Annotated in this window: 19 protein-coding genes; 6 read left to right on the forward strand and 13 right to left on the reverse strand. The window is 65.4% G+C overall.

Going from position 1 to position 18,877, the window contains the following annotated elements; all coding sequences use genetic code 11:
• Positions 1-72 precede the first annotated feature (72 nt).
• Positions 73-1,035 (forward strand): ferredoxin reductase domain-containing protein, encoded by a 963-nt coding sequence (locus tag CFOUR_RS09930; protein ID WP_085957192.1) that lies wholly within the window; start codon positions 73-75, stop codon positions 1,033-1,035.
• On the opposite strand, the gene CFOUR_RS09935 is transcribed toward CFOUR_RS09930, so the two are convergent.
• Positions 1,032-1,862 carry a carbon-nitrogen hydrolase family protein gene (locus CFOUR_RS09935; protein WP_085957191.1) on the reverse strand — a complete coding sequence of 277 codons (831 nt, stop codon included), beginning with the start codon at positions 1,860-1,862 and terminating at the stop codon, positions 1,032-1,034. The two genes, CFOUR_RS09930 and CFOUR_RS09935, sit on opposite strands and share 4 nt — an antisense overlap.
• 91 nt (positions 1,863-1,953) lie before the next feature.
• Here CFOUR_RS09935 and CFOUR_RS09940 point away from each other — a divergent pair, with 91 nt between their 5' ends.
• The 3 genes from CFOUR_RS09940 to CFOUR_RS09950 are packed head-to-tail and all read left to right on the forward strand — an operon-like array spanning position 1,954 to position 5,185.
• On the forward strand, positions 1,954-2,205 hold the full coding sequence (locus CFOUR_RS09940; RefSeq protein WP_085957190.1) for a hypothetical protein: 252 nt from the start codon (positions 1,954-1,956) through the stop codon (positions 2,203-2,205).
• Positions 2,202-3,365 (forward strand): alpha/beta hydrolase, encoded by a 1,164-nt coding sequence (locus tag CFOUR_RS09945; protein WP_290179351.1) that lies wholly within the window; start codon positions 2,202-2,204, stop codon positions 3,363-3,365. The genes CFOUR_RS09940 and CFOUR_RS09945 overlap by 4 nt, the downstream gene beginning before the upstream one ends.
• 53 nt (positions 3,366-3,418) lie before the next feature.
• A complete protein-coding gene (locus CFOUR_RS09950; protein WP_085957188.1) occupies positions 3,419-5,185 on the forward strand; it encodes a pyruvate dehydrogenase in 1,767 nt (588 codons plus the stop codon).
• Between the two features lie 154 nt (positions 5,186-5,339).
• Here the strand turns inward: CFOUR_RS09950 and CFOUR_RS09955 are convergent, their stop codons facing one another.
• The 7 genes from CFOUR_RS09955 to exaC form a co-directional block, all read right to left on the reverse strand.
• Positions 5,340-5,669, reverse strand: a complete 330-nt coding sequence (locus tag CFOUR_RS09955) for a hypothetical protein (protein ID WP_143338980.1) — start codon at positions 5,667-5,669, stop codon at positions 5,340-5,342.
• Between the two features lie 17 nt (positions 5,670-5,686).
• Positions 5,687-6,106, reverse strand: coding sequence for a hypothetical protein (locus CFOUR_RS09960; protein ID WP_085957186.1), 420 nt, complete (start codon positions 6,104-6,106; stop codon positions 5,687-5,689).
• Between the two features lie 25 nt (positions 6,107-6,131).
• Positions 6,132-6,488 (reverse strand): heat shock protein transcriptional repressor HspR, encoded by a 357-nt coding sequence (locus CFOUR_RS09965; protein WP_101706432.1) that lies wholly within the window; start codon positions 6,486-6,488, stop codon positions 6,132-6,134.
• A gap of 75 nt (positions 6,489-6,563) precedes the next feature.
• Positions 6,564-7,748, reverse strand: coding sequence for a molecular chaperone DnaJ (dnaJ, locus tag CFOUR_RS09970; RefSeq protein WP_085957184.1), 1,185 nt, complete (start codon positions 7,746-7,748; stop codon positions 6,564-6,566).
• A gap of 144 nt (positions 7,749-7,892) precedes the next feature.
• Entirely contained in the window at positions 7,893-8,603 is a 711-nt protein-coding gene (gene grpE, locus CFOUR_RS09975) for a nucleotide exchange factor GrpE (protein WP_085957183.1), read from the reverse strand.
• A 36-nt stretch (positions 8,604-8,639) separates the two neighbouring features.
• A complete protein-coding gene (gene dnaK, locus CFOUR_RS09980; protein WP_085957182.1) occupies positions 8,640-10,478 on the reverse strand; it encodes a molecular chaperone DnaK in 1,839 nt (612 codons plus the stop codon).
• 243 nt (positions 10,479-10,721) lie between these two features.
• The gene (gene exaC / locus CFOUR_RS09985; RefSeq protein WP_085957181.1) at positions 10,722-12,242 is read right to left on the reverse strand and encodes an acetaldehyde dehydrogenase ExaC; all 1,521 of its coding nucleotides are present in this window, start codon (positions 12,240-12,242) and stop codon (positions 10,722-10,724) included.
• 144 nt (positions 12,243-12,386) lie between these two features.
• Here exaC and CFOUR_RS09990 point away from each other — a divergent pair, with 144 nt between their 5' ends.
• Both CFOUR_RS09990 and CFOUR_RS09995 read left to right on the forward strand, forming a co-directional pair.
• Positions 12,387-13,796, forward strand: coding sequence for an AI-2E family transporter (locus tag CFOUR_RS09990; RefSeq protein WP_085957180.1), 1,410 nt, complete (start codon positions 12,387-12,389; stop codon positions 13,794-13,796).
• Between the two features lie 44 nt (positions 13,797-13,840).
• A complete protein-coding gene (locus CFOUR_RS09995; RefSeq protein WP_085957179.1) occupies positions 13,841-14,365 on the forward strand; it encodes a type 1 glutamine amidotransferase domain-containing protein in 525 nt (174 codons plus the stop codon).
• A gap of 88 nt (positions 14,366-14,453) precedes the next feature.
• On the opposite strand, the gene CFOUR_RS10000 is transcribed toward CFOUR_RS09995, so the two are convergent.
• The 5 genes from CFOUR_RS10000 to cysD are packed head-to-tail and all read right to left on the reverse strand — an operon-like array spanning position 14,454 to position 18,865.
• Positions 14,454-15,044, reverse strand: coding sequence for a nucleosidase (locus CFOUR_RS10000; RefSeq protein ID WP_085957178.1), 591 nt, complete (start codon positions 15,042-15,044; stop codon positions 14,454-14,456).
• Between the two features lie 6 nt (positions 15,045-15,050).
• Complete coding sequence (locus tag CFOUR_RS10005; RefSeq protein ID WP_085958387.1) at positions 15,051-15,974, reverse strand: sulfite exporter TauE/SafE family protein; 924 nt, start codon at positions 15,972-15,974, stop codon at positions 15,051-15,053.
• Positions 15,975-15,984: 10 nt separating this feature from the next.
• The gene (locus CFOUR_RS10010; protein ID WP_085957177.1) at positions 15,985-16,638 is read right to left on the reverse strand and encodes a sirohydrochlorin chelatase; all 654 of its coding nucleotides are present in this window, start codon (positions 16,636-16,638) and stop codon (positions 15,985-15,987) included.
• A gap of 5 nt (positions 16,639-16,643) precedes the next feature.
• On the reverse strand, positions 16,644-17,951 hold the full coding sequence (locus CFOUR_RS10015; protein WP_085957176.1) for a sulfate adenylyltransferase subunit 1: 1,308 nt from the start codon (positions 17,949-17,951) through the stop codon (positions 16,644-16,646).
• A complete protein-coding gene (cysD, locus tag CFOUR_RS10020) occupies positions 17,951-18,865 on the reverse strand; it encodes a sulfate adenylyltransferase subunit CysD (RefSeq protein WP_085957175.1) in 915 nt (304 codons plus the stop codon). Before cysD ends, CFOUR_RS10015 begins: the two co-directional genes overlap by 1 nt.
• Positions 18,866-18,877: the final 12 nt, after the last annotated feature.

The following is an 18,877-nucleotide window of genomic DNA, read 5'->3' on the forward strand; positions in this document are numbered from 1 at the left end:
AAAGCCGCCCAGATAGCTCACACGTTGCGCACCAACTCCACGCAGGTCAGCAGAGCCTGGCGGAGCCGCTTTATGGAGGCGTATCCACAGGCGCAGATGATGCTGCCGCCGGGCGAGGAGATGCCAGTGCAGCTGATTCATACCGCCGCGGCGGTGCTTGAGCACTCCGATATCTCCGGCGACTTGAAAGCGCTGGCGCTCGACCTGCGCCGCACGGGATTTCCGTCCGAGGAGTACCCCAACGCGGTGCAATTGCTTATCGACGCCATCCGGTCCACCGCCCCCGATACCACCGACGGCGATGTGTCCGCCCTGGTGGCGGCGGGCGATGTGATGCGCGAGGCCGCATCTGAGGCCGACCACGCCGGGGTTCCCGCCGCCACCGCGGCGCAGGTGACCAGCGTGGAACCGCACGGTGAGGTGCGGGTGGTGCGCCTGGAGGCTGGCACTGCGGTGGCCTACTGCCCCGGCCAGGTCATCCCCGTGATGTCGCCGCAGCAGCCCGGGGTATGGACGGGCCTGGTGCCTGCCCTGCCGTTTAACCAGTTCGGCCAGCTGGAATTCCACCTCCCCAGCGACGCTCCGATCGGTGCGGAGATCGCACCCGGGGACTGGTTGACGTTGGGCTCGCCACGGGGCGGGGTGCGAGACAGCGACGCAGAACGGCTGCTCATTGTGGCAGCGGAAAGCGGATTCGCCGCGGCGAAGGCGCTGGTGTTCGCACTGCTGGAGCGTCCGCAACCCCCGGAGGTGCACCTGGTGGCGGGTGCGCTGGAGCCAGACGGGTTGTACGACACTGCGGCGCTGGACGCGTTGGCGTCCACCCAGGACTGGCTGGACGTGACGTGGGTGGTGGAGTCGCGCATCGGCACCACGCTCGAGCAGGTCGTCTCCGGTGTGGGCACGTGGTGGGGCCGCGACGTCATCGTGTGCGCGGCAGAGGAGCGCGCAGACCGGATCGCGCACACGCTCCAGGCCGCCGGTGCCGGCGAGGTGCAGACCGTCGCCCACGATGCAACGCCCGAGTGGTTCTAGCGCATCACGGTGTTGACGCGGATGGCGCTCAAGGGAAGTTGTTCGCGCTGCTTGTCCGCCTGCGCAGGGTCGATGTCCACGATCAGAGTGTCCGGGCCGTAGCCCGCTTCAACCATGCGCTGCCCAGACGGATCCACCACGCAAGAGTGGCCCGCGCCGGTAGGCCCGGAAGGTTGGCCGGCTTTGGCCTCGAAGTCTGGCCGGGACTGGCCCGCCGCCGCGATAAACACGCCCGCGTCCAGCGCCCGCGCCGCGGTGAGGGTGCGCCACTGCTCCACCTTGCCGGGCCCGTCCGCCCAGCTGGTGGGCACGACCACAACCTTCGCGCCGCGGTCCGACAGGGCCTGGAACTGCTCCGGAAAACGGATGTCAAAGCAGGTGGCCACACCCACCGTCACGCCCTCGTGCACGAAGGTGACCAGCTCACTGCCGGGGCGAACGGTGTCGGATTCGCGGTAATTGAACGCGTCGTATGTGTGGATCTTGTCGTAGCCCTTGTGTACCCCGCCGCCTGTGATCAGCGCGGTGTTGTACACGCGGTTGAGGCTCTTGCCGTCCACCGTTTGTGTGTCCGCCGGGCGGAACATGCCGGCGACGATGGTGACGCGGAGCTCGTCGCTAAGCTTTTGCAGCCTTGTCGCGAACGGTCCATCCAGCTCTTCGGCCTGGGTATCCAGCCTGCCCTGCTCAAAGGCCTGACTGGCGCCTTCGGGCAGGACGATCAGCGTGGCACCCTGCGCCGCGGCGTCGCGGATAAGCGGGTCGATGGCGGCCAAATTTTCCATCTTGTCGCCACCGGTAGCGATTTGCAAGAGCGCGATTCTCATGTGGATAACTCTAGGTGCCCGGCACACCAGTTATCCACAGATTGCAGGAAGGCCATTGCGTGGCCCGCGGCGTTCGCGGATGGTTCGTTGCATGACATTTCTCGAACTGACCACTCAGACCGCACCCGCCGCCCGCAGCTGCATCCGCGACTTCGACGCACTGCCGGCCGCCCATCTGCGCCCCTCCCGCTCCTCCACCGCCTTGTCGTTGCTGCAGGACAAAGAGCTCCCACTTATCCGAGCCATCATGTCCCGGTGTGTGACCCACCTGGAAAGCGTCGCCGCATTCGCCAGCGAAGTAGAGCAGTTGGATGCGGCGTTGGGTGAGGAGCTGGCACGATGACGTACTCGCCCAGGCTCGACACAGCTGAATTGTCCGTCGCAGTCGCCGCCACCCGCACAGCCGCATCCGGCGCGCAGCAACGCGCAGACCAAGCCGCCTCCGCGGTTGCTGTACTTGCAGAGTCCGGTTTCAAAGGCCCGGCCTTCGACGCATCGGCCCGCAAACTATCCAGCTACAGCTCCGCGCTTTGCGAATCCGCGGACAAGCTAGCCTGGGCCTCTAAGGCGCTGCTGGCGGCGGCGCAGGTGCAAAAGGAACTTGACGAAGCCGCAAGGTTTATAGACACCCACGTGTTATCTCGTGGCGCGGTGTGGCTCAACGCGATGTCCCTGTTGCTCGACGAGCAGCTGTCAGACGCTCTGTCTACGATCGCAGGCAAGGAACAGCACTACGATGCGTTGTTCGCCCACCCCGACGAAGATTTGGAATCGCTGCACGCCCGCTACGCCGCGACGGTGCCGGCGTCCACGCTCGAAGCAGTTGAAGCCGCGAACGGCATCATTTTGGAGGCGGGCCCCGCCGCAACAACAGTGATTGTCGGCGACGCGGTGGACCCGGCACGGGTGATCACCCTGGTCGCCGGCGCAACAACGGGCAAACCCTCGCAGCTTGCCGGCGAGCTGGACAAAGCCCGTTTCTTGTCGGAGCAAACCGGTGCGGCCGTGGTGGTGTGGCAGGGATACGCGCCTCCTCCTTGGCTGACTCCACTGCTGTTCAAATCATTCTCCGATCAGCGCGCGCATGCAGGCGCGGACGACCTGGCCATGTTCCAGGCAGCGTTGGACGAGCGCTACCCCACCGCGCAAAAGACGGTGGTCTCGCACAGCTACGGCACCTTGCTCGCCACCAAGGCCGCCTCCCACCACGGGCTGCTGGCGGATGACCTGTGGATTCTGGGCAGCGCCGGGGTGGACGGCAAGCACGCCTCGGAGCTCACCCTCGCCGGGCCCGAATCGACGGTGCACGTGGTGGATTCATCCATCGACCCGATCAAACTGTTGCGCGCCGGGGAGACGGCCACGCTGGGGTACTCGCCGTCGCACTCGGGATGGGGCGGTGAGCGGGTGCCAGGAGTGCGCGGCGGGCACCGCGACTACTTCACAGACCCGGCGTTCGTGTCTGCTTTGCAACAGCGCGCCGACCCAGCCGGGCAAAGGTAGTTACCATGGCTGGCGTCGAATAAAGCGACCTTTGAAGGAGATAGTGGTACACGATGCCGAATTTTGCAGAACAAGTGGTCCAGCGCCTAGAAGACTTGGGCGTGAAGCGCATTTACGGCTTGGTCGGCGACTCCCTGAACCCGTTGTCCGACGCGGTGCGCCAAAGCGGCATCGAGTGGGTGCACGTCCGCAACGAGGAGGCGGCCGCCTTCGCTGCCGGCGCGGACTCCCTAGCAGCTGACGAGCTCGCGGTGTGTGGCGCCTCCTGCGGCCCGGGCAACACCCACTTCGTGCAGGGGCTGTACGAGTCCCACCGCAACGGCGGGAAGGTGCTGGCCATCGCCTCGCACATCCCGACCTACGAGATTGGCTCGTCGTTCTTCCAGGAAACCCACCCGGAGCTGCTGTTCCAGGAGTGCTCCTCCTACTGCGAGGTCGTCCACGAGGCGGACCAGGGCATGCGAGTGCTGCACAACGCGCTGCAGAACACGTTGGCGGGCAACGGCGTGTCCGTGATGGTCGTGCCGGGTGATGTCTTCGCCGCAGACACCGCCAAGGGCCCGCACACCGCGGATTCCGTGTACGCCACCGGCAAGAACAAGCGTGTCTTCCCGGACCCGCAGGAAGCTGCACGCCTGGTGGAGGCAATTAACAAGGCGGACAAGGTCACGCTGTTCTGCGGCTACGGCGCCCGCGACGCGCGCGATGAGGTCTTCGCGTTGGCCGAGAAGATCAAGTCTCCGATCGGTCACTCCTTCCGCGGCAAGATGTACTTCGAGTACGACAACCCGTTTGATGTGGGCATGTCCGGCCTGCTCGGCTACGGCGCTTGCGTGGATGCCATGGAAGAGTCCGACCTGTTCATCATGGTGGGCACCGACTTCCCGTACACCGACTGGCTGCCGGATGAAAATGTCGCGCAGATCGATATCGACGGCTCCCACATCGGCCGCCGCACCACCGTGGACTACCCGGTAGTCGGCGACGTGAAAAGCGTCATCGAGAACATCCTGCCCCACGTCGAGGAGAAGAAGGACCGCAAGTTCCTCGACAAGATGCTCAAGCGCCACTACCAGCTGCTGGAGCATGTGGTGAACAACTACACCTCCAAGGCCTTCGAGTCCAAGAAGCCGATCCACCCGGAGCTGGCGGCGTCCGTGCTGGACAAGCTGGCTGACGACGATGCCTACTTCACCGTCGACACCGGCATGTGCAACGTGTGGTCTTCCCGCTACCTCACCCCGAACGGCAAGCGCGACGAGGCGGCTTCCTTCCTGCACGGCACCATGGCCAACGCACTGCCGATGGCCATCGGCGTGCAGGCCGCATTCCCGGACCGCCAGGTGATCTCCTGGTCGGGCGACGGCGGCCTGGGCATGCTCATGGGCGAGCTGCTCACCATCAAGCTGCACCAGCTGCCGGTGAAGGTGATCTGCTTCAACAACTCCTCGCTGGGCATGGTGAAGCTGGAGATGATGGTGGCCGGCATGCCGTACTACGGCACCGACCACGAGCAGGCCAACTACGCCGAGATTGCCAAGGGCGTGGGCATCAAGTCCTTCCGCGTCGAGGACCCGGACGACCTCGAGCCGGTGCTCAAGGAGGCCCTGGCTTACGACGGTCCGGTGCTGGTGGACATCGTCACCGACCCGGAGGCGCTGTCCCTGCCGCCGGGAATCACCTGGGACATGATGAAGGGCTTTACCAAGTCTGGCGCCCGCACCGCCTTCCTCGAGGGTGGCGTCGGCCGACTGTTCAACTTGGCTAAGTCCAACCTCCGCCACATCGGCGGCGCCGCAGCGATCGAGTTCGGCGGTTAAGTCCGGCTCGGCAGCCTCCACACTGCGGAAACGCCACGGCGTATGTAGTGTTGTGGAGGCTTCAAAAGGCCCCTAGCCCTCCATGGCTAGGAAGCGCTTCGAATTTTCAAAGCACAAACGCCCGCGCTCAAGTGTTCATTGCGCGGGCGTTTTGTCATTCCGCATTCGATTTCCACTGCCGATACCCCAGCGCCCGCCGGATCAGCGCCGACCACCCGACGATCTGCAGCACAATGGACACCGCACCGAGTGTGGCGTTGAGACAAAACTGATCCTCGTACGGAAACCCGGTCAGCCTCAGCACGAGGCCAATGACGTACGCGACGCCCAAGTAGCCAGCGTCAACAATGAAATCGTTCACCTTGCGGTTCTGCAGCGGAAGTCCGATGAGCAGCGCCGCGGCGAGCATCCCCAGCACGGGGATGACAACGTAGCCGCCGAATACCGCCACGCCTGGAAACGCAACGCACAGAATCGCGACCAAGTATACGAGCCTCTGCGTCACTTCCTCTTCCACGCCAGGAGCGCAATTGCGCGCCGCAGCGCCGCGGAGACCCCGGTCAAAATTATGGCTGCGGCGACGTACGGCATGATCGCCGGCAGCGCACCGTACGGATTGTCACTTTTAGCCAAAATTACTGCGACGAGAACGCCCACCACGATGTAGGCGGCATCTCCCCAAAACTTGTTCACCGACTGGCGCTGCAGCGGAATGCCCAGCACCATGCACATCAGATAAATGCCCACAAAGGCCGGGGCCACAAAGATGAGCGCGAAACCAAAACCGGCGCTAATGTCCTTTTCTGCGTCGTCCGCCACCATCCACGCGAACGCCGCTACGAGAAAAATCGCTTCCGGCACCCGTAAACGCCAGGCGCCGGAGTCTTTGAGCAGCGGAGCCGCGCCATCATTGGTTGCCATGCGGCCGAGTATAAAACTCCGATCGTTACCGCGCGCTGCGCCGGCGGCGTCGAGAAGCAGCTGGCTCCCACGTGACCACCGCGGTGGAGCGGGGCACGTGCACCAGCTCACCGCCGCGGCGAGTACCGGTCTGCAACTTCTGGCGCAGCTCCTCGTTGCGGCCGCGCTGGGTTTCCAGCTCGTCTTGCAGCTCATCGATGCGCGCAGAGAGCTCGATGATCGTCTTGATGCCGGCGAGGTTGACCCCCTCCTCCTGGGAGAGGTGCTGGATGCGGCGCAGCATGTTGATGTCGCGGCGGGAGTAGCGGCGCCCGCCTCCTTTGGTGCGCATCGGCGTGACCAGGCCGAGCCGGTCGTACGTGCGCAGGGTCTGCGCGTGCATGCCGGTGAGCTCGGCGGCGACGGAGATGACGTAATACTCCTTGTCTTCAGCCAATTCCTACACCTCCTTCCTGGGCTAGAGCCCGGCCCACCCGGCACGCGGGTCGAAGCCGGAGTCTTTCTCAGCCTGGGCGTAGGCGCGCAGCGCGGACGTGGCCGAGGGGTCCAGGTCCTTGGGCACTGTCACCTCGACGGTGACCAGCAGGTCGCCGGCAGTACCGGAGCGCTTCGGAATGCCGCGCCCCTTCACGCGCAGCGTGCGTCCGTTCGGAGTGCCTGCCGGGACCTTCACCTTCACCGGATTGTCCAACGTGGGCACCGCGATGGTGGCTCCGAGTGCGACCTCGGAAAACGCCACTGGGACGGTGACCTCGAGGTCGTCGCCGGAGCGGGAGAACACCTTGTCGCTTCGCACATGCACGGTGACAAACAGGTCGCCTGCGGGTGTGCCGTTGGGGCCTGCCTCGCCCTGGCCGGCCAGGCGCACCTTCTGCCCGTCGATCACACCGGCGGGGATGCGCACCGTAATCGAGCGAGTGCGCCGGACGGTGCCGGTGCCGCCGCACGTAGCGCACGGATCCTCGATGACTTCGCCGGTGCCGCCGCAGTTGGTGCAGGGTTTGGCCATACCGAATGCGCCGGAGTTCTCCCGGATGTAGCCGGAACCGGAGCACACCTCGCAGGTGTGGGATTTGCCGGACTTGGAGCCCGAGCCGTGGCACGTGGTGCACGGGGCGTCGCCGGTGAGCTCGACCGGGATGGTCGTGCCCTTGGCCGCTTCGCGGAAGTTGAGGGTTATTTCCGTTTCGACGTCGGCCCCCCGCGACGGCCGAGCGTTCCTGCCAGCACCGCCGCGGCCGCCAAAGAAGCCACCGAAGATATCACCAAGGCCGCTGTCTCCAGCTTGTCCACCAGCGGCTGATCCGAAGATGTCGGAGAGGTCGAATTCCGCTTCCGTGCCGCGAAACCCGCCCGGAAAGCCGGATCCTCCTCCCCGCCCGAAGCGGCCGAAGCCGCCCGAGCTGATCATGGATTTCAGCTGGTCGTATTCCTTGCGCTTTTGCTCGTCGCCGATGACGTCGTACGCCTCGGCCACCCGCTTGAACTTCTCTTCCGCCTTCTTGTCGCCGGGGTGGGAGTCCGGATGGTTTTCGCGTGCGAGCTTGCGATAGGCCTTCTTAATGTCCGCGGCGCTTGCCGACGAGCTCACGCCCAAGTCGCCGTAATAATCCTTGTCGGCCCATTCCTGTTGCATTGCCATCTCGCACCCTCCTTTCCTTCCTCAAAGTATTGAGTTTGTCTCACTAAAGTTTGTTTACTAATTCATCTAAAAACAAGGGCCGGGGACGAGGCCGCGTGGGTCGCGCCACCTCATTCCCCGGCCCTGCAAATCCGAGTAGGTTGCTTACTCGGCGGTGCCAGCTTCTGGGCTGGCTTCTGAGCCAGTTTCTGGCTCACCGGCCGGCTCGGCGGGATCGGCAATGATCACCATGGCGTTTCGCACCAAGCGGTCGCCGATCATGTAGCCCTTGCGCAGCACCGTGCCCACGGCTTTGGCATCGCCCTGGGACAGATCCTGCACTGCCTCGTGGATCTCGGGGTTGAACTCGTCGCCCTCGGCGCCGAACTCCTTGATGCCCTGGCCGGCAACGACCGCGCGGAACTTGTCGGCGAAGGCCTTCAGCGGGCCTTCTGCCAGGTCGCCGTGCTGCTCAGCCAAGTCGAGGTCGTCCATCAAAGGCAGCAGCTGGGTGGCAAACCTCGCCTTTGCGTTGTCCCCCGCCTGGCTGCGCTCGCGCTCCGTGCGGCGACGGTAGTTCGCGTACTCGGCGCTGACGCGCTGCAGCGACTCGGTGCGCTCTGCGAGCTGCAGTTCGATGTCGCTGACCGCGCCGTCGCCGTCCGCGTCGGGGTTCACCTCGGCATCGGCCACTGCCGCCGCGTCTTCCAACTCAGCGTCGGCTGCGAGGAGGGGATCCTCGTCCGCGGCCAGTGCCTCCGACTCAGCAGCTTCATCGGCGAGCGTTTCCGCTTGGTCCGGGGACACGAACTGTTCGTCCGTGGCCTCCGGAGCGCCCGGGTTATCCGGCATCTGCTCGTTGTGGGGGTTCGTCATCAGACGTCGCCTCCTTCGTGTGTTGCTGGTCGGGAGTTACTTGTTGTCGGAGTCGGTCTCGTCGTCCTCGACAACCTCGGCGTCGACCACATTGTCGTCGCCGGAAGCTGCGTCAGCCTGGGTAGCACCCTCGTTGGCCTGCGCCTCGTAGAGTGCGGTGCCCATCGCCTGGGACTCGGTGGTCAGCTTCTCCACTGCGGACTTGATTGCATCCAGGTCGTTGCCCTTGAGCGCCTCGTCCACAGCGTCGGCAGCCTCGGTCACGCGGCCCTTGACGTCCTCCGGCAGCTTCTCGGCGTTTTCGTCCATGAACTTGCGGGTCTGGTACGCCATGGTCTCCGCGTTGTTGCGGGTCTCCTGCTCCTCGCGGCGCTTCTTGTCCTCGTCCGCGTGCTGCTCGGCGTCCTTGATCATGCGATCGATCTCCTCGTCGGACAGACCGGAGCCTTCCTGGATCCTGATCGTGTTCTCCTTGCCGGTGGCCTTGTCCTTCGCGGACACGGAGACGATGCCGTTGGCGTCGATGTCGAAGGTGACCTCGATCTGCGGCACACCGCGCGGGGCCGGAGCGATGCCTGCCAGCTCGAAGGAGCCGAGCAGCTTATTCGCGGACGCGATCTCACGCTCGCCCTGGAAGACCTGGATCTGCACGGACGGCTGGTTGTCCTCAGCAGTGGTGAAGGTCTCCGAGCGCTTCGTCGGGATGGTGGTGTTGCGCTCGATCAGCTTGGTCATCACACCGCCCTTGGTCTCGATGCCGAGGGACAGCGGGGTGACGTCCAGAAGCAGCACGTCCTTGACGTCGCCGCGCAGCACGCCAGCCTGCAGGGCAGCACCGAGGGCCACAACCTCGTCCGGGTTCACGGACTTGTTCGGCTCCTTGCCGGTGAGCTCCTTGACCAGCTCGGACACGGCCGGCATACGGGTGGAGCCGCCCACCAGGACCACGTGGTCGATGTCGCCGACGGACATGCCGGCGTCCTTCACCACCTGGTTGAACGGGGACTTGGTGCGGTCCAGCAGATCGGAGGTGATCTTCTGGAACTCGGTGCGAGAAAGCGTCTCATCCAAGAACAGCGGGTTCTTCTCGGAGTCCACCGTGATGTACGGCAGGTTGATTGAGGCCTGCTGTGCGGAAGACAGCTCGATCTTCGCCTTCTCCGCAGCCTCGCGCAGACGCTGCATCGCCATCTTGTCCTTGGACAGGTCGACGCCGTTTTGGGTCTTGAACTTGTCTACAAGCCACTCAACGATGCGGTTGTCCCAATCGTCGCCGCCGAGCTCGTTGTCGCCGGCGGTGGCTAGCACCTCGACCACACCGTCGCCAATCTCCAGCAGGGACACGTCGAAGGTGCCGCCGCCGAGGTCGAAGACCAGGATGGTCTGTTCCTTCTCGCCCTTGTCCAGGCCGTAGGCCAGGGCAGCAGCCGTCGGCTCGTTCACGATGCGCAGCACGTCGAGGCCCGCGATCTGGCCAGCTTCCTTGGTGGCCTGACGCTGTGCGTCCTCGAAGTAAGCCGGGACGGTAATGACGGCCTCGGTGACTTCCTCGCCCAGGTATGCCTCAGCGTCGCGCTTCAGCTTCTGCAGGGTACGAGCGGAGATCTCCTGCGGGGTGTACTTCTTATCGTCGATGTCCACGGTCCAGTCCTCGCCCATGTGGCGCTTGACGGAGCGGATGGTGCGGTCGACGTTGGTCACCGCCTGGTTCTTCGCGGACTGGCCGACCAGCACCTCACCGTTCTTCGCGAAAGCGACGACGGACGGGGTGGTGCGAGCACCCTCAGCGTTTGCGATAACAACCGGCTCGCCGCCCTCGAGGACGGAGACGACCGAGTTCGTGGTGCCGAGGTCAATACCAACTGCACGTGCCATAAGAGTAATTCCTCCTGTTGAGATGTGGTTTATCAGTAAGTTGATGTGCTCCGACTCAACTTGACGGCCACCACTATAACACCGGCGGTGACATCCTTGAGTCGGTCGCACTCATAGGTAACAACGGCACCCCACCCAAACTTGTTCCCGGTTGGCGCAACTTTCTTTGTATCCCCAGTTCAACCCACACAAAAACCTCCGGGGCGGGCGCCGCCGGAGGTCAAAACGTCGTAAAGCTACTGCCTAGAACAGCCCAGTCTCCTGTTCGGAGTAGGACACGAGGAGGTTCTTGGTCTGCTGGTAGTGGTCCAACATCATCAGGTGGGTCTCACGGCCGATGCCGGACTGCTTGTAGCCGCCGAAGGCCGCGTGCGCGGGGTACGTGTGGTACTGGTTCACCCACACGCGGCCGGCCTGGATGGCGCGGCCAGCCTTGTACGCCGTGGTTCCGGAGCGCGCCCACACGCCAGCGCCCAGACCGTAGATGGTGTCGTTGGCAATCTTGATGGCCTCGTCGAAGTCCTTGAACGTGGTCACGGACATGACCGGGCCGAAGATCTCCTCCTGGAAGACGCGCATGTCGTTGGTGCCCTTGAACACGGTCGGCTCGATGTAGAGGCCGTTTTCCAGGCCGTCGATCTTGTTCACGCCGCCGCCGGTGAGCACCTCCGCGCCCTCCTGCGGGCCGAGCTCCAGGTAAGACTGAATCTTGTTCATCTGCTCGGTGGAGGCCTGCGCGCCCATCATCGTCTCGGTGTCCAGCGGGTTGCCGGTCTTGATCTTCTTCACACGCTCCACGCCGAGCTCCAGGAACTCGTCCGCGATGGATTCGTGCACCAGCGCGCGCGACGGGCAGGTGCACACCTCGCCCTGGTTGAGCGCGAACATGGCGAAGCCTTCGACCGCCTTCTGCTTGAAGGAGTCGTCCTTTTCAAAGATGTCCTCGAAAAACAGCGCCGGGGACTTGCCGCCGAGCTCCAAGGTAACCGGGATGATCTTGTCCGCGGCTGCCTTGTTGATGATCTTGCCCACCTCCGTCGAGCCGGTGAACGCGATCTTGGCAATGCGATCCGAGCCGCTCAACGCCGCGCCGGCCTCGTCGCCCATGCCGTTGACGATGTTGAGCACACCCGCCGGAATGAGGTCGCCGATGATGTCGATGAGGTAGAGAATCGATGCCGGAGTCTGCTCCGCCGGCTTAAGCACGATCGCGTTGCCCGCAGCGAGCGCCGGCGCGAGCTTCCAGGCGGCCATGAGCAGCGGGAAGTTCCAGGGAATGATCTGACCGACCACGCCGAGCGGCTCGTGGAAGTGGTAGGCGACGATGTCCTCGTCGATCTGGCTCAGACGGCCTTCCTGCGCGCGCAGCGCCCCGGCGTAGTAGCGGAAGTGGTCGATGGCCAGCGGAATGTCGGCTGCGAGGGTCTCGCGCACAGCCTTGCCGTTTTCCCAGGTCTCCGCCACGGCGATCTCCTCGAGGCGTTCCTCCATGCGGTCCGCGATCTTCAGCAGAACCAGTGAGCGCTCCTGCGGGCTGGTCGCACCCCACGCCGGGGCGGCCTTGTGCGCCGCGTCGAGCGCGAGGTTGATGTCCGCTTCCTTGCCTCGCGCCACCTGGCAGAACACCTCGCCGGTGACGGGGGTGATGTTGTCGAAGTATTCGCCGTCGACGGGGGCCACCCAGTCGCCGCCGATGTAATTGTCGTAGCGCTCGCGGTACTTGACGTTCGAGCCTTCAGTTCCGGGGTTGGGGTAGACGGTCATATCCATGCCTTTCTTCAACATCGGGAGACGATTGTGGCCCACGCTACACTTCATTTCCGGAGTGGTCTAGCACATTTTTCTTGTTTTCTTCCCTCCATCCGTCTCCATATATGCATTAAGCAGCATCTCTGGCACAATGACCGCGTGACTGAACACGACAACAACGAATACGTGGGCGCACTGGACACCGCAGTCGACGATGTCCGGATGCTGCCCACCCCGGCAGACGCGGCCCAGGAGCTCTCTCGCGAGCCCATCGACCGCGGCGACATCATCGCCTCCGACGGCCGCACCGCCGCCGCGTGGGCGCTGCGGTTTATCATCATCGTCGCCGCCACCGCTATCGTGCTGTACCTGCTCAAGTGGGTGTGGATGGGACTTTTGCCCATCCTGCTCGCCCTCATCGTGGCTACCGTGCTGTGGCCTCCGGTGCGCTGGATGCGAAACCATAAAGTGCCGGCCGCGCTCGCGGTGTTTATCACCCTCATCGGCACCTTCGGCATCCTCGGCGGCATCATCGCGGCGATGGCGCCGACGGTGAAAAACCAGGGCACCGAACTCGGACGCCAAGCCGAGGAAGGCGTCAACCAGATCATCGCCTGGTTGAAGGAGCAGAACTTCACCTTCCTCGAGCCGGAGCGCATCCAGCAGGCTGTGGACCAGGCCACCGCGTTTGTGAAGGGGCAGGCCTCCAACATCGCGTCCGGCGTGTTCTCGGGCATCGGCGCGATCACGTCGGTGGGCACCACGCTCGCGCTGACGCTGGTGCTGCTGTTCTTCTTCCTCAAAGACGGCGACCGCTTCCTGCCGTGGGTGCGCAAGTACACCGGTGTGCGCGCTGGCTGGCACCTCACCGAGGTGTGCATGCGCTCCTGGAACACGCTGTCCGGCTTCATCCGCACCCAGGCGCTCGTGTCCTTGGTAGACGCCGTCTTCATCGGCCTGGGCCTGCTGTTTTTGGGTGTGCCGCTCTGGCCGGTGCTGGCGGTTGTGACCTTCTTCGCCGGTTTCATCCCGATCGTCGGTGCCGTTTCCGCCGGCGCCTTGGCGGTGATCATCGCGCTGGTGTCCAACGGGTTCATGAACGCCGTGTTCGTGCTTTTGCTCATCATCGCCGTGCAGCAGCTGGAGGGCAACGTGCTCTCCCCGATCCTGCAGTCTCAGGCGATGGGCCTGCACGCGGCGGTGGTCTTGCTCGCAGTGGCCGTGGGCGGCACCCTGTTCGGCATCGTGGGCGCTTTCCTGGCGGTGCCGGTCGCAGCGGTGGCGGCAGTCTGGCTGCGCTACTGGGCGGAGATGGTCTCGCTGCGCTCAGGGGAGATTACGGCCGACGAGATACAGGTGGCCACCCAGCAAACCCAAACCATGGATTCCAAGGAATCCTTCCTCGCTGTGCGCGACCACATGATGCGCATGGCCAAGCGCGAAAAGACCGATGCCAAGGTCCCCGTCAAAGAGGGTCTGGGCTCCACCCGCGTCCCGCTGGGCGACGAGGATCCGGAAGCCGAGGTCCCGGGCCGCACCCGCGCCATCGAAGACGAAGAAGAAGAATAGGTACGGTGGGGTGACGCAATTGCCTATCGACGAAAGGACGTACCGTGTCTGACCTGAACGGCAAGACCGTCGCCATCATCGCTACCAACGGCTTCGAGGATTCGGAGCTGACCTCCCCGAAGGAGGCCGTGGAGGCCGCTGGTGCGACCACCAAGGTCATCTCCACCGACACCGGTGAGATCGAGGGCAAGAAGGGCGCGAAGGTTGCCGTGGACGTGACTTCCGCCGACGCCTCCGTCGACGAGTTCGACGCCCTGATCCTGCCCGGCGGCACCGTGAACGCGGATACCATCCGCACCGACGCGGATGCAGTCGCGCTGACGAAGGCCTTCAAGGACGCCGGCAAGCCGATCGGCGTGATCTGCCACGGCGGCTGGCTCCTTACCGAAGCCGACCTGATTAAGGGCGTGAAGCTCACCTCCGTGGCCAACGTGAAGACCGATCTGGTCAACGCTGGCGCCAACTGGGTCGACGAGGAAGTCGTGGTCGATTCCGGCTTCATCTCCTCGCGCACCCCAGACGACCTGCCGGCTTTCAACGCCGCGCTCGTCAAGGAGTTTGCGAAGTAAACCGCTTCTTTTTCACCTTGCCCGCTGGTTTCGCACCAGCGGGTTTTTCGTTGCCCCGCAAGTGGCGCGGAGCTGGATCCCCGCGTCCTCAGCGAAGGTGCTCACGCAGCGCCTGTTCGAGCTCGACGCGGGCGCGCTCGAGGGCGGCCTCCCAGACCTCGGAGGCGGACTCGTCGGCAGAGTCGGACACCTGCTTGAGCAGCGTCAGCGGCACCCCGAAGGTGGAGCACACAGCGGCCAGGGCGTAGCCCTCCATGTCCACCAGCTGGCACTCGCGTGCGAGCTCGGCGCGCAGGTCGGAGCGGTTGACAAACGCGTCGCCGGTGGCCAGCTTCACCTTGGGCAGGTCCGTCAGCGGCTCGAAGTTGAACCAGCGCGGGTAGACAAAATCGGTGATCTCGGAGGTGCCGCCGACCTTGAAGTCGTGCTTGACGGCGGCGGAGACCTCGTAGACGCCGGGTGCGAGGTCCGTCAGCGCGCCCGCGGTGCCAACGTTGATCACCCGCGACGGCAGCGGCCCCTCGGACAGGCGGCGGGTCAGCGCGATCGCGGCCGGCAGGGTGCCGATGCCGGTGATGAGCACCTCGTTGTCGCCGCCGGACATGATGTCCGCGGCCTCTTCTTTCATCGCTGCGACGATGAGCAAATCAGAATGGGTTCCAGACAAAGTTCCAGACATAGTTGCTTATCGTAGGCGCGCCGGCTCCGGCTCGACCACTGTTGCCCCTTCCCGCTCCGAGGCGGCCCGGGAATTCTCCCGCGCCTTGAGCACGCCGCGCGCGGACAGCGCCGCACCGATGAGCAGCACCGCGATGCGCACGACGACAAGCCCCTCGGTCACGCCGAGGAACTTCAGCACCACCGGCAGGTTCAAAAAGACGATGAGGGTGCCCACCACCCCGCCGAGGGCGATCGGGTTCATGCGGGTGACCAGCCACGCACCAATGGGTGCTGCGACCACCCCGCCGAGCAGGAGCGCGAGGACGCCGGACAGGTTGGCCACCAGGTCGTTCCACATCCCCACCGCGAACCCGGCAGTGGCGGCCAGGGTGACCAGAAACTCCGCGGTGTTGACGGTGCCCACGATGCGGCGCGGCTCAGCGCGGCCGGCGGACAGCAGCGTCGAGGTGGTCACCGGGCCCCAGCCGCCCCCGCCGGTCGCGTCCACGAACCCGCCGAACAAGCCCAGTCCGGCGAGGAAGCCGCGCGAGTGCGGTTTGTTCGCCTGCTTGCGCTGGGTCAGCCCGCGGGCGAAGCGCAGCATGAGGTTCAGCCCGATCAACGCGAGGATCAGCGACATCACGGGCCGCGCGGCCTCCGTGGACAGATTGACCAGCACCGTGGCTCCGATAAAGGCACCGATCGCACCGGGGATCCCGATGGCGAACGCGGTGCGCCAGTCCACGTTGCCGAAGCGCGTGTGCGCCATGCCGGAGGCGAGCGTGGTGCCCAGCTCGGCGGTGTGCACCACGGCGGAGGCGGCGGCCGGGGTCAGTCCCGCCACGGCGATGAGCATGGTGGAGGAGGTGGCGCCGAATCCCATGCCCAGGCCGCCGTCCACAAGTTGGGCGGCCAGCCCGGCCACGGCAATGAGCAGGAGCGTTTCAATCTTGTACATCTCAGGCGCCTTTCTCGGCGGCGGCGCGGTATCGGTCTGCGATAACGCCCGCGAGGTCTGTGGTCAGCGGCCCGGACGCATGCAGGTGCGCCGGAATCCGGTTCAGCAGTGTTCCGTGGGTGACAAAGAGGGGAAGGACGTGCGTGTGCTTGTCGACGAACCTCCGGTCGCCGCCCGTCGCAGGCACCACCGCCACCTCAATCCCGGCGCGCTGGGCCAGGTCGTCGGCGAGGCGGTGGTAGTTCGCGGCCTGCTCGGCATCCGAGGTGCCGACGGGGAAGATCGTGGCGTGGGGGGCCGAAGGGGCGTCGAGAAGCAGGCGTTTGTGCAGCACCTCGGCGATGTCGCTGCCGGTGCCCAGGGGCTCGGCGAGGACGAGGTCGCAGTGGTTGCGGGCTTCGGCGAGGTGCGCCGGCACGTCCACCTTGGCGTGGAATGCGCGGGTGAACAGCAGCGGCACGACAACGGCCCGCTTCGCGGCCCGCGTGGTGGAAAGTGTGGCGGCGGCCTCGGCGAGGGTGGGGGTGTCGAACTCGAGGTGGGCGTCGGCCCACTCCACGCCGAGCTGCGCCGCGGCCGCTTGTGTGAGCGCGCGGATGCCCTCCTTGGCGCGCGGGTGGCGCGAGCCGTGGGAAAGGGTGATCAGCGCGTCCATCGGGGCTACCTCAGGCGAGTTCCCACCAGGCCGGCAGCCAGGGTGTTGCCGCTTGCCTGGTCCACCAGCAGGAAGTTGCCCACCGCGCCGCGGGCCGCGTAGGGCTCCACCGGCAGCTCGTCGGCGGTCTGGATGGTCACGTGGGCGATCTCGTTGAGCGCGACAGCCTCCGGGGCGGTGTTGTCGCCGGCGGCGCCGTCGATGTCGAGCACGCGGTCCACGCTGGCCACACGCGCGCGGACGAACGCGGTGCCGATGCGCAGCTTCACGGTCTGGCCGGCGCGCAGCTCCTTTTCGGTCAGCCCCACCACGGTGGCGTCGAACTCCCTCGTGTCTGCTGGCCGAGTTTGCGAGGCCAGCAGGTCGCCGCGGGTCAGGTCGATCTCGTCCGCCAGGAGCAGCGCGACGGAGTCGCCGGCGTGGGCGGTCTCCACCGGGCCGTCGGCCGTGTCGATGCCCGCCAAGGTGGTGGTGCGGCCGTAGGGGGCCAGGATCTCGTCGCCGACCGAGATTGCACCGGCGTTGACACGCCCTGCGTAGGCGCGGTAGTCGGAGGCGTGCTCGCGCAGCACGTACTGGATGTTGAAGCGGAAGTCCAGGTCGTCGGCGCGGCCGTGGTTGACCGGGATGCTCTCGAGCAGCTCCAGCACGGTCGGACCGGTGTACCAGGCGGTTTCGGCGCTGTGCTCGGCAACGTTGTCGCCCTTGAGCGCAGAGATCGGCACCACGTGCGGGTCCTCGATGCTCAGCTCCGCAGCCTTCGCGTCGAAGTCCGCCTTGATCTCGTTGAAGGTCTCCTCCGAGTAACCGACCAGGTCGATCTTGTTCACCGCCAGGATCACGGTGCGCACACCCAGCAGTTTGGCCACGGTGAGGTGGCGGATGGTCTGCTCCACCACGCCGTTGCGCGCGTCGACGAGCAGCACGACCACCTGCGAGGTGGACATGCCGGTGACCGTGTTGCGGGTGTACTGCACGTGCCCCGGCGTGTCGGCGAGGATGAAGGTGCGCTTGTCGGTGGCGAAGTAGCGGTAGGCCACGTCGATGGTGATGCCCTGCTCGCGTTCGGCCCGGAGGCCGTCGACAAGCAAAGAAAGGTCCAGGCCCTCGAAGCCGCGATCGGCGCTGGTGCGCTCCACCGAGGCGAGCTGGTCCGCGAGCACGGACTTGGTGTCGTGCAACAGACGGCCCACGAAGGTGGACTTGCCGTCGTCGACGGAGCCAGCGGTGCACAGGCGCAGCGTTTCGCGCTCGGCGAGCACGCCCGTCGCGCTGGAGGAGGCGGTGGCGGAAGTGGTGGTTGGGGCAGTCATCAGAAGTAGCCTTCCTTCTTGCGGTCTTCCATGGCGGATTCGCTCAAGCGGTCGTCGGCGCGGGTGGCGCCGCGCTCGGTGAGGGTTGAGTTGGCAATTTCGACGAGCACCTCGTCGATGGTGGACGCGTCCGAATCGACGGCGCCGGTGCAGGACATGTCGCCGACGGTGCGGTAGCGCACCCGGCGGGTCTCAAGCGCCTCGCCCTCGCGCGGGCCGCCCCACTCCCCCGGGGTCAGCCACATGCCGTCGCGGCCGAACACCTCGCGGTCGTGCGCGAAGTAAATCGACGGCAGCGCAATCCCGCGCGCGCCGATGTACTCCCACACATCCGCCTCCGTCCAGTTGGAGATGGGGAACACGCGCACGTTCTCCCCCGGTAGCGTCGCGCCGTTGTACAAATCCCACAGCTCAGGGCGCTGGCGGCGCGGATCCCAGCCGCCGAAGGAGTCGCGCACGGAAAACACGCGCTCCTTGGCGCGGGCACGCTCCTCGTCGCGGCGGGCGCCGCCGAGCACAGCGTTGTAGCCGACCTCCGCGATCGTCTCCACCAGCGGCACGGTCTGCAGCGGGTTGCGGGTGCCGTCCGGGCGCTCCTGCAGGTCGCCGCGGTCGATCCAGTCCTGCACGTGCGCAACGCGCAGGCGCAGCCCGTGCTTTTCCACAATCTCGTCGCGGAACTCGATCACCTCGGGGAAGTTGTGCCCGGTATCCACGTGCAACAGCTCAATCGGCGCTTTCGCTGGCGCGAAGGCGCGGCGCGCCAGCTCCAGCACCACGCAGGAATCCTTGCCGCCGGAAAACAGCAGGCCAATTTTGTCGAACTGCCCGGCCACCTCGCGGATGATGTGGATGGACTCGTTTTCCAAGTCCTTCAGGTGCGGCGACAGCTCAGGTGTTGTTGCTTGAGTCATGTTCTTCTAGCT

Origin of the sequence: Corynebacterium fournieri (assembly GCF_030408775.1) — a bacterium.
GTDB lineage: Bacteria > Actinomycetota > Actinomycetes > Mycobacteriales > Mycobacteriaceae > Corynebacterium > Corynebacterium fournieri.

What these genes read in the sequence shown, in the direction of transcription:
- CFOUR_RS09945 (WP_290179351.1), top strand. Translation starts at nt 2,202, where the DNA reads ATGACGTACTCGCCCAGGCTCGACACAGCTGAATTGTCCGTCGCAGTC.
- exaC (WP_085957181.1), bottom strand. Translation starts at nt 12,242, where the DNA reads ATGACCGTCTACCCCAACCCCGGAACTGAAGGCTCGAACGTCAAGTAC.
- cysD (WP_085957175.1), bottom strand. Translation starts at nt 18,865, where the DNA reads ATGACTCAAGCAACAACACCTGAGCTGTCGCCGCACCTGAAGGACTTG.
- CFOUR_RS09935 (WP_085957191.1), bottom strand. Translation starts at nt 1,862, where the DNA reads ATGAGAATCGCGCTCTTGCAAATCGCTACCGGTGGCGACAAGATGGAA.
- CFOUR_RS10010 (WP_085957177.1), bottom strand. Translation starts at nt 16,638, where the DNA reads ATGGACGCGCTGATCACCCTTTCCCACGGCTCGCGCCACCCGCGCGCC.
- dnaJ (WP_085957184.1), bottom strand. Translation starts at nt 7,748, where the DNA reads ATGGCAATGCAACAGGAATGGGCCGACAAGGATTATTACGGCGACTTG.
- CFOUR_RS10015 (WP_085957176.1), bottom strand. Translation starts at nt 17,951, where the DNA reads ATGACTGCCCCAACCACCACTTCCGCCACCGCCTCCTCCAGCGCGACG.
- CFOUR_RS09960 (WP_085957186.1), bottom strand. Translation starts at nt 6,106, where the DNA reads ATGGCAACCAATGATGGCGCGGCTCCGCTGCTCAAAGACTCCGGCGCC.
- CFOUR_RS09930 (WP_085957192.1), top strand. Translation starts at nt 73, where the DNA reads ATGGAGGCGTATCCACAGGCGCAGATGATGCTGCCGCCGGGCGAGGAG.
- CFOUR_RS10000 (WP_085957178.1), bottom strand. Translation starts at nt 15,044, where the DNA reads ATGTCTGGAACTTTGTCTGGAACCCATTCTGATTTGCTCATCGTCGCA.
- CFOUR_RS09965 (WP_101706432.1), bottom strand. Translation starts at nt 6,488, where the DNA reads ATGCACGCGCAGACCCTGCGCACGTACGACCGGCTCGGCCTGGTCACG.
- dnaK (WP_085957182.1), bottom strand. Translation starts at nt 10,478, where the DNA reads ATGGCACGTGCAGTTGGTATTGACCTCGGCACCACGAACTCGGTCGTC.
- CFOUR_RS09940 (WP_085957190.1), top strand. Translation starts at nt 1,954, where the DNA reads ATGACATTTCTCGAACTGACCACTCAGACCGCACCCGCCGCCCGCAGC.
- CFOUR_RS09950 (WP_085957188.1), top strand. Translation starts at nt 3,419, where the DNA reads ATGCCGAATTTTGCAGAACAAGTGGTCCAGCGCCTAGAAGACTTGGGC.
- grpE (WP_085957183.1), bottom strand. Translation starts at nt 8,603, where the DNA reads ATGACGAACCCCCACAACGAGCAGATGCCGGATAACCCGGGCGCTCCG.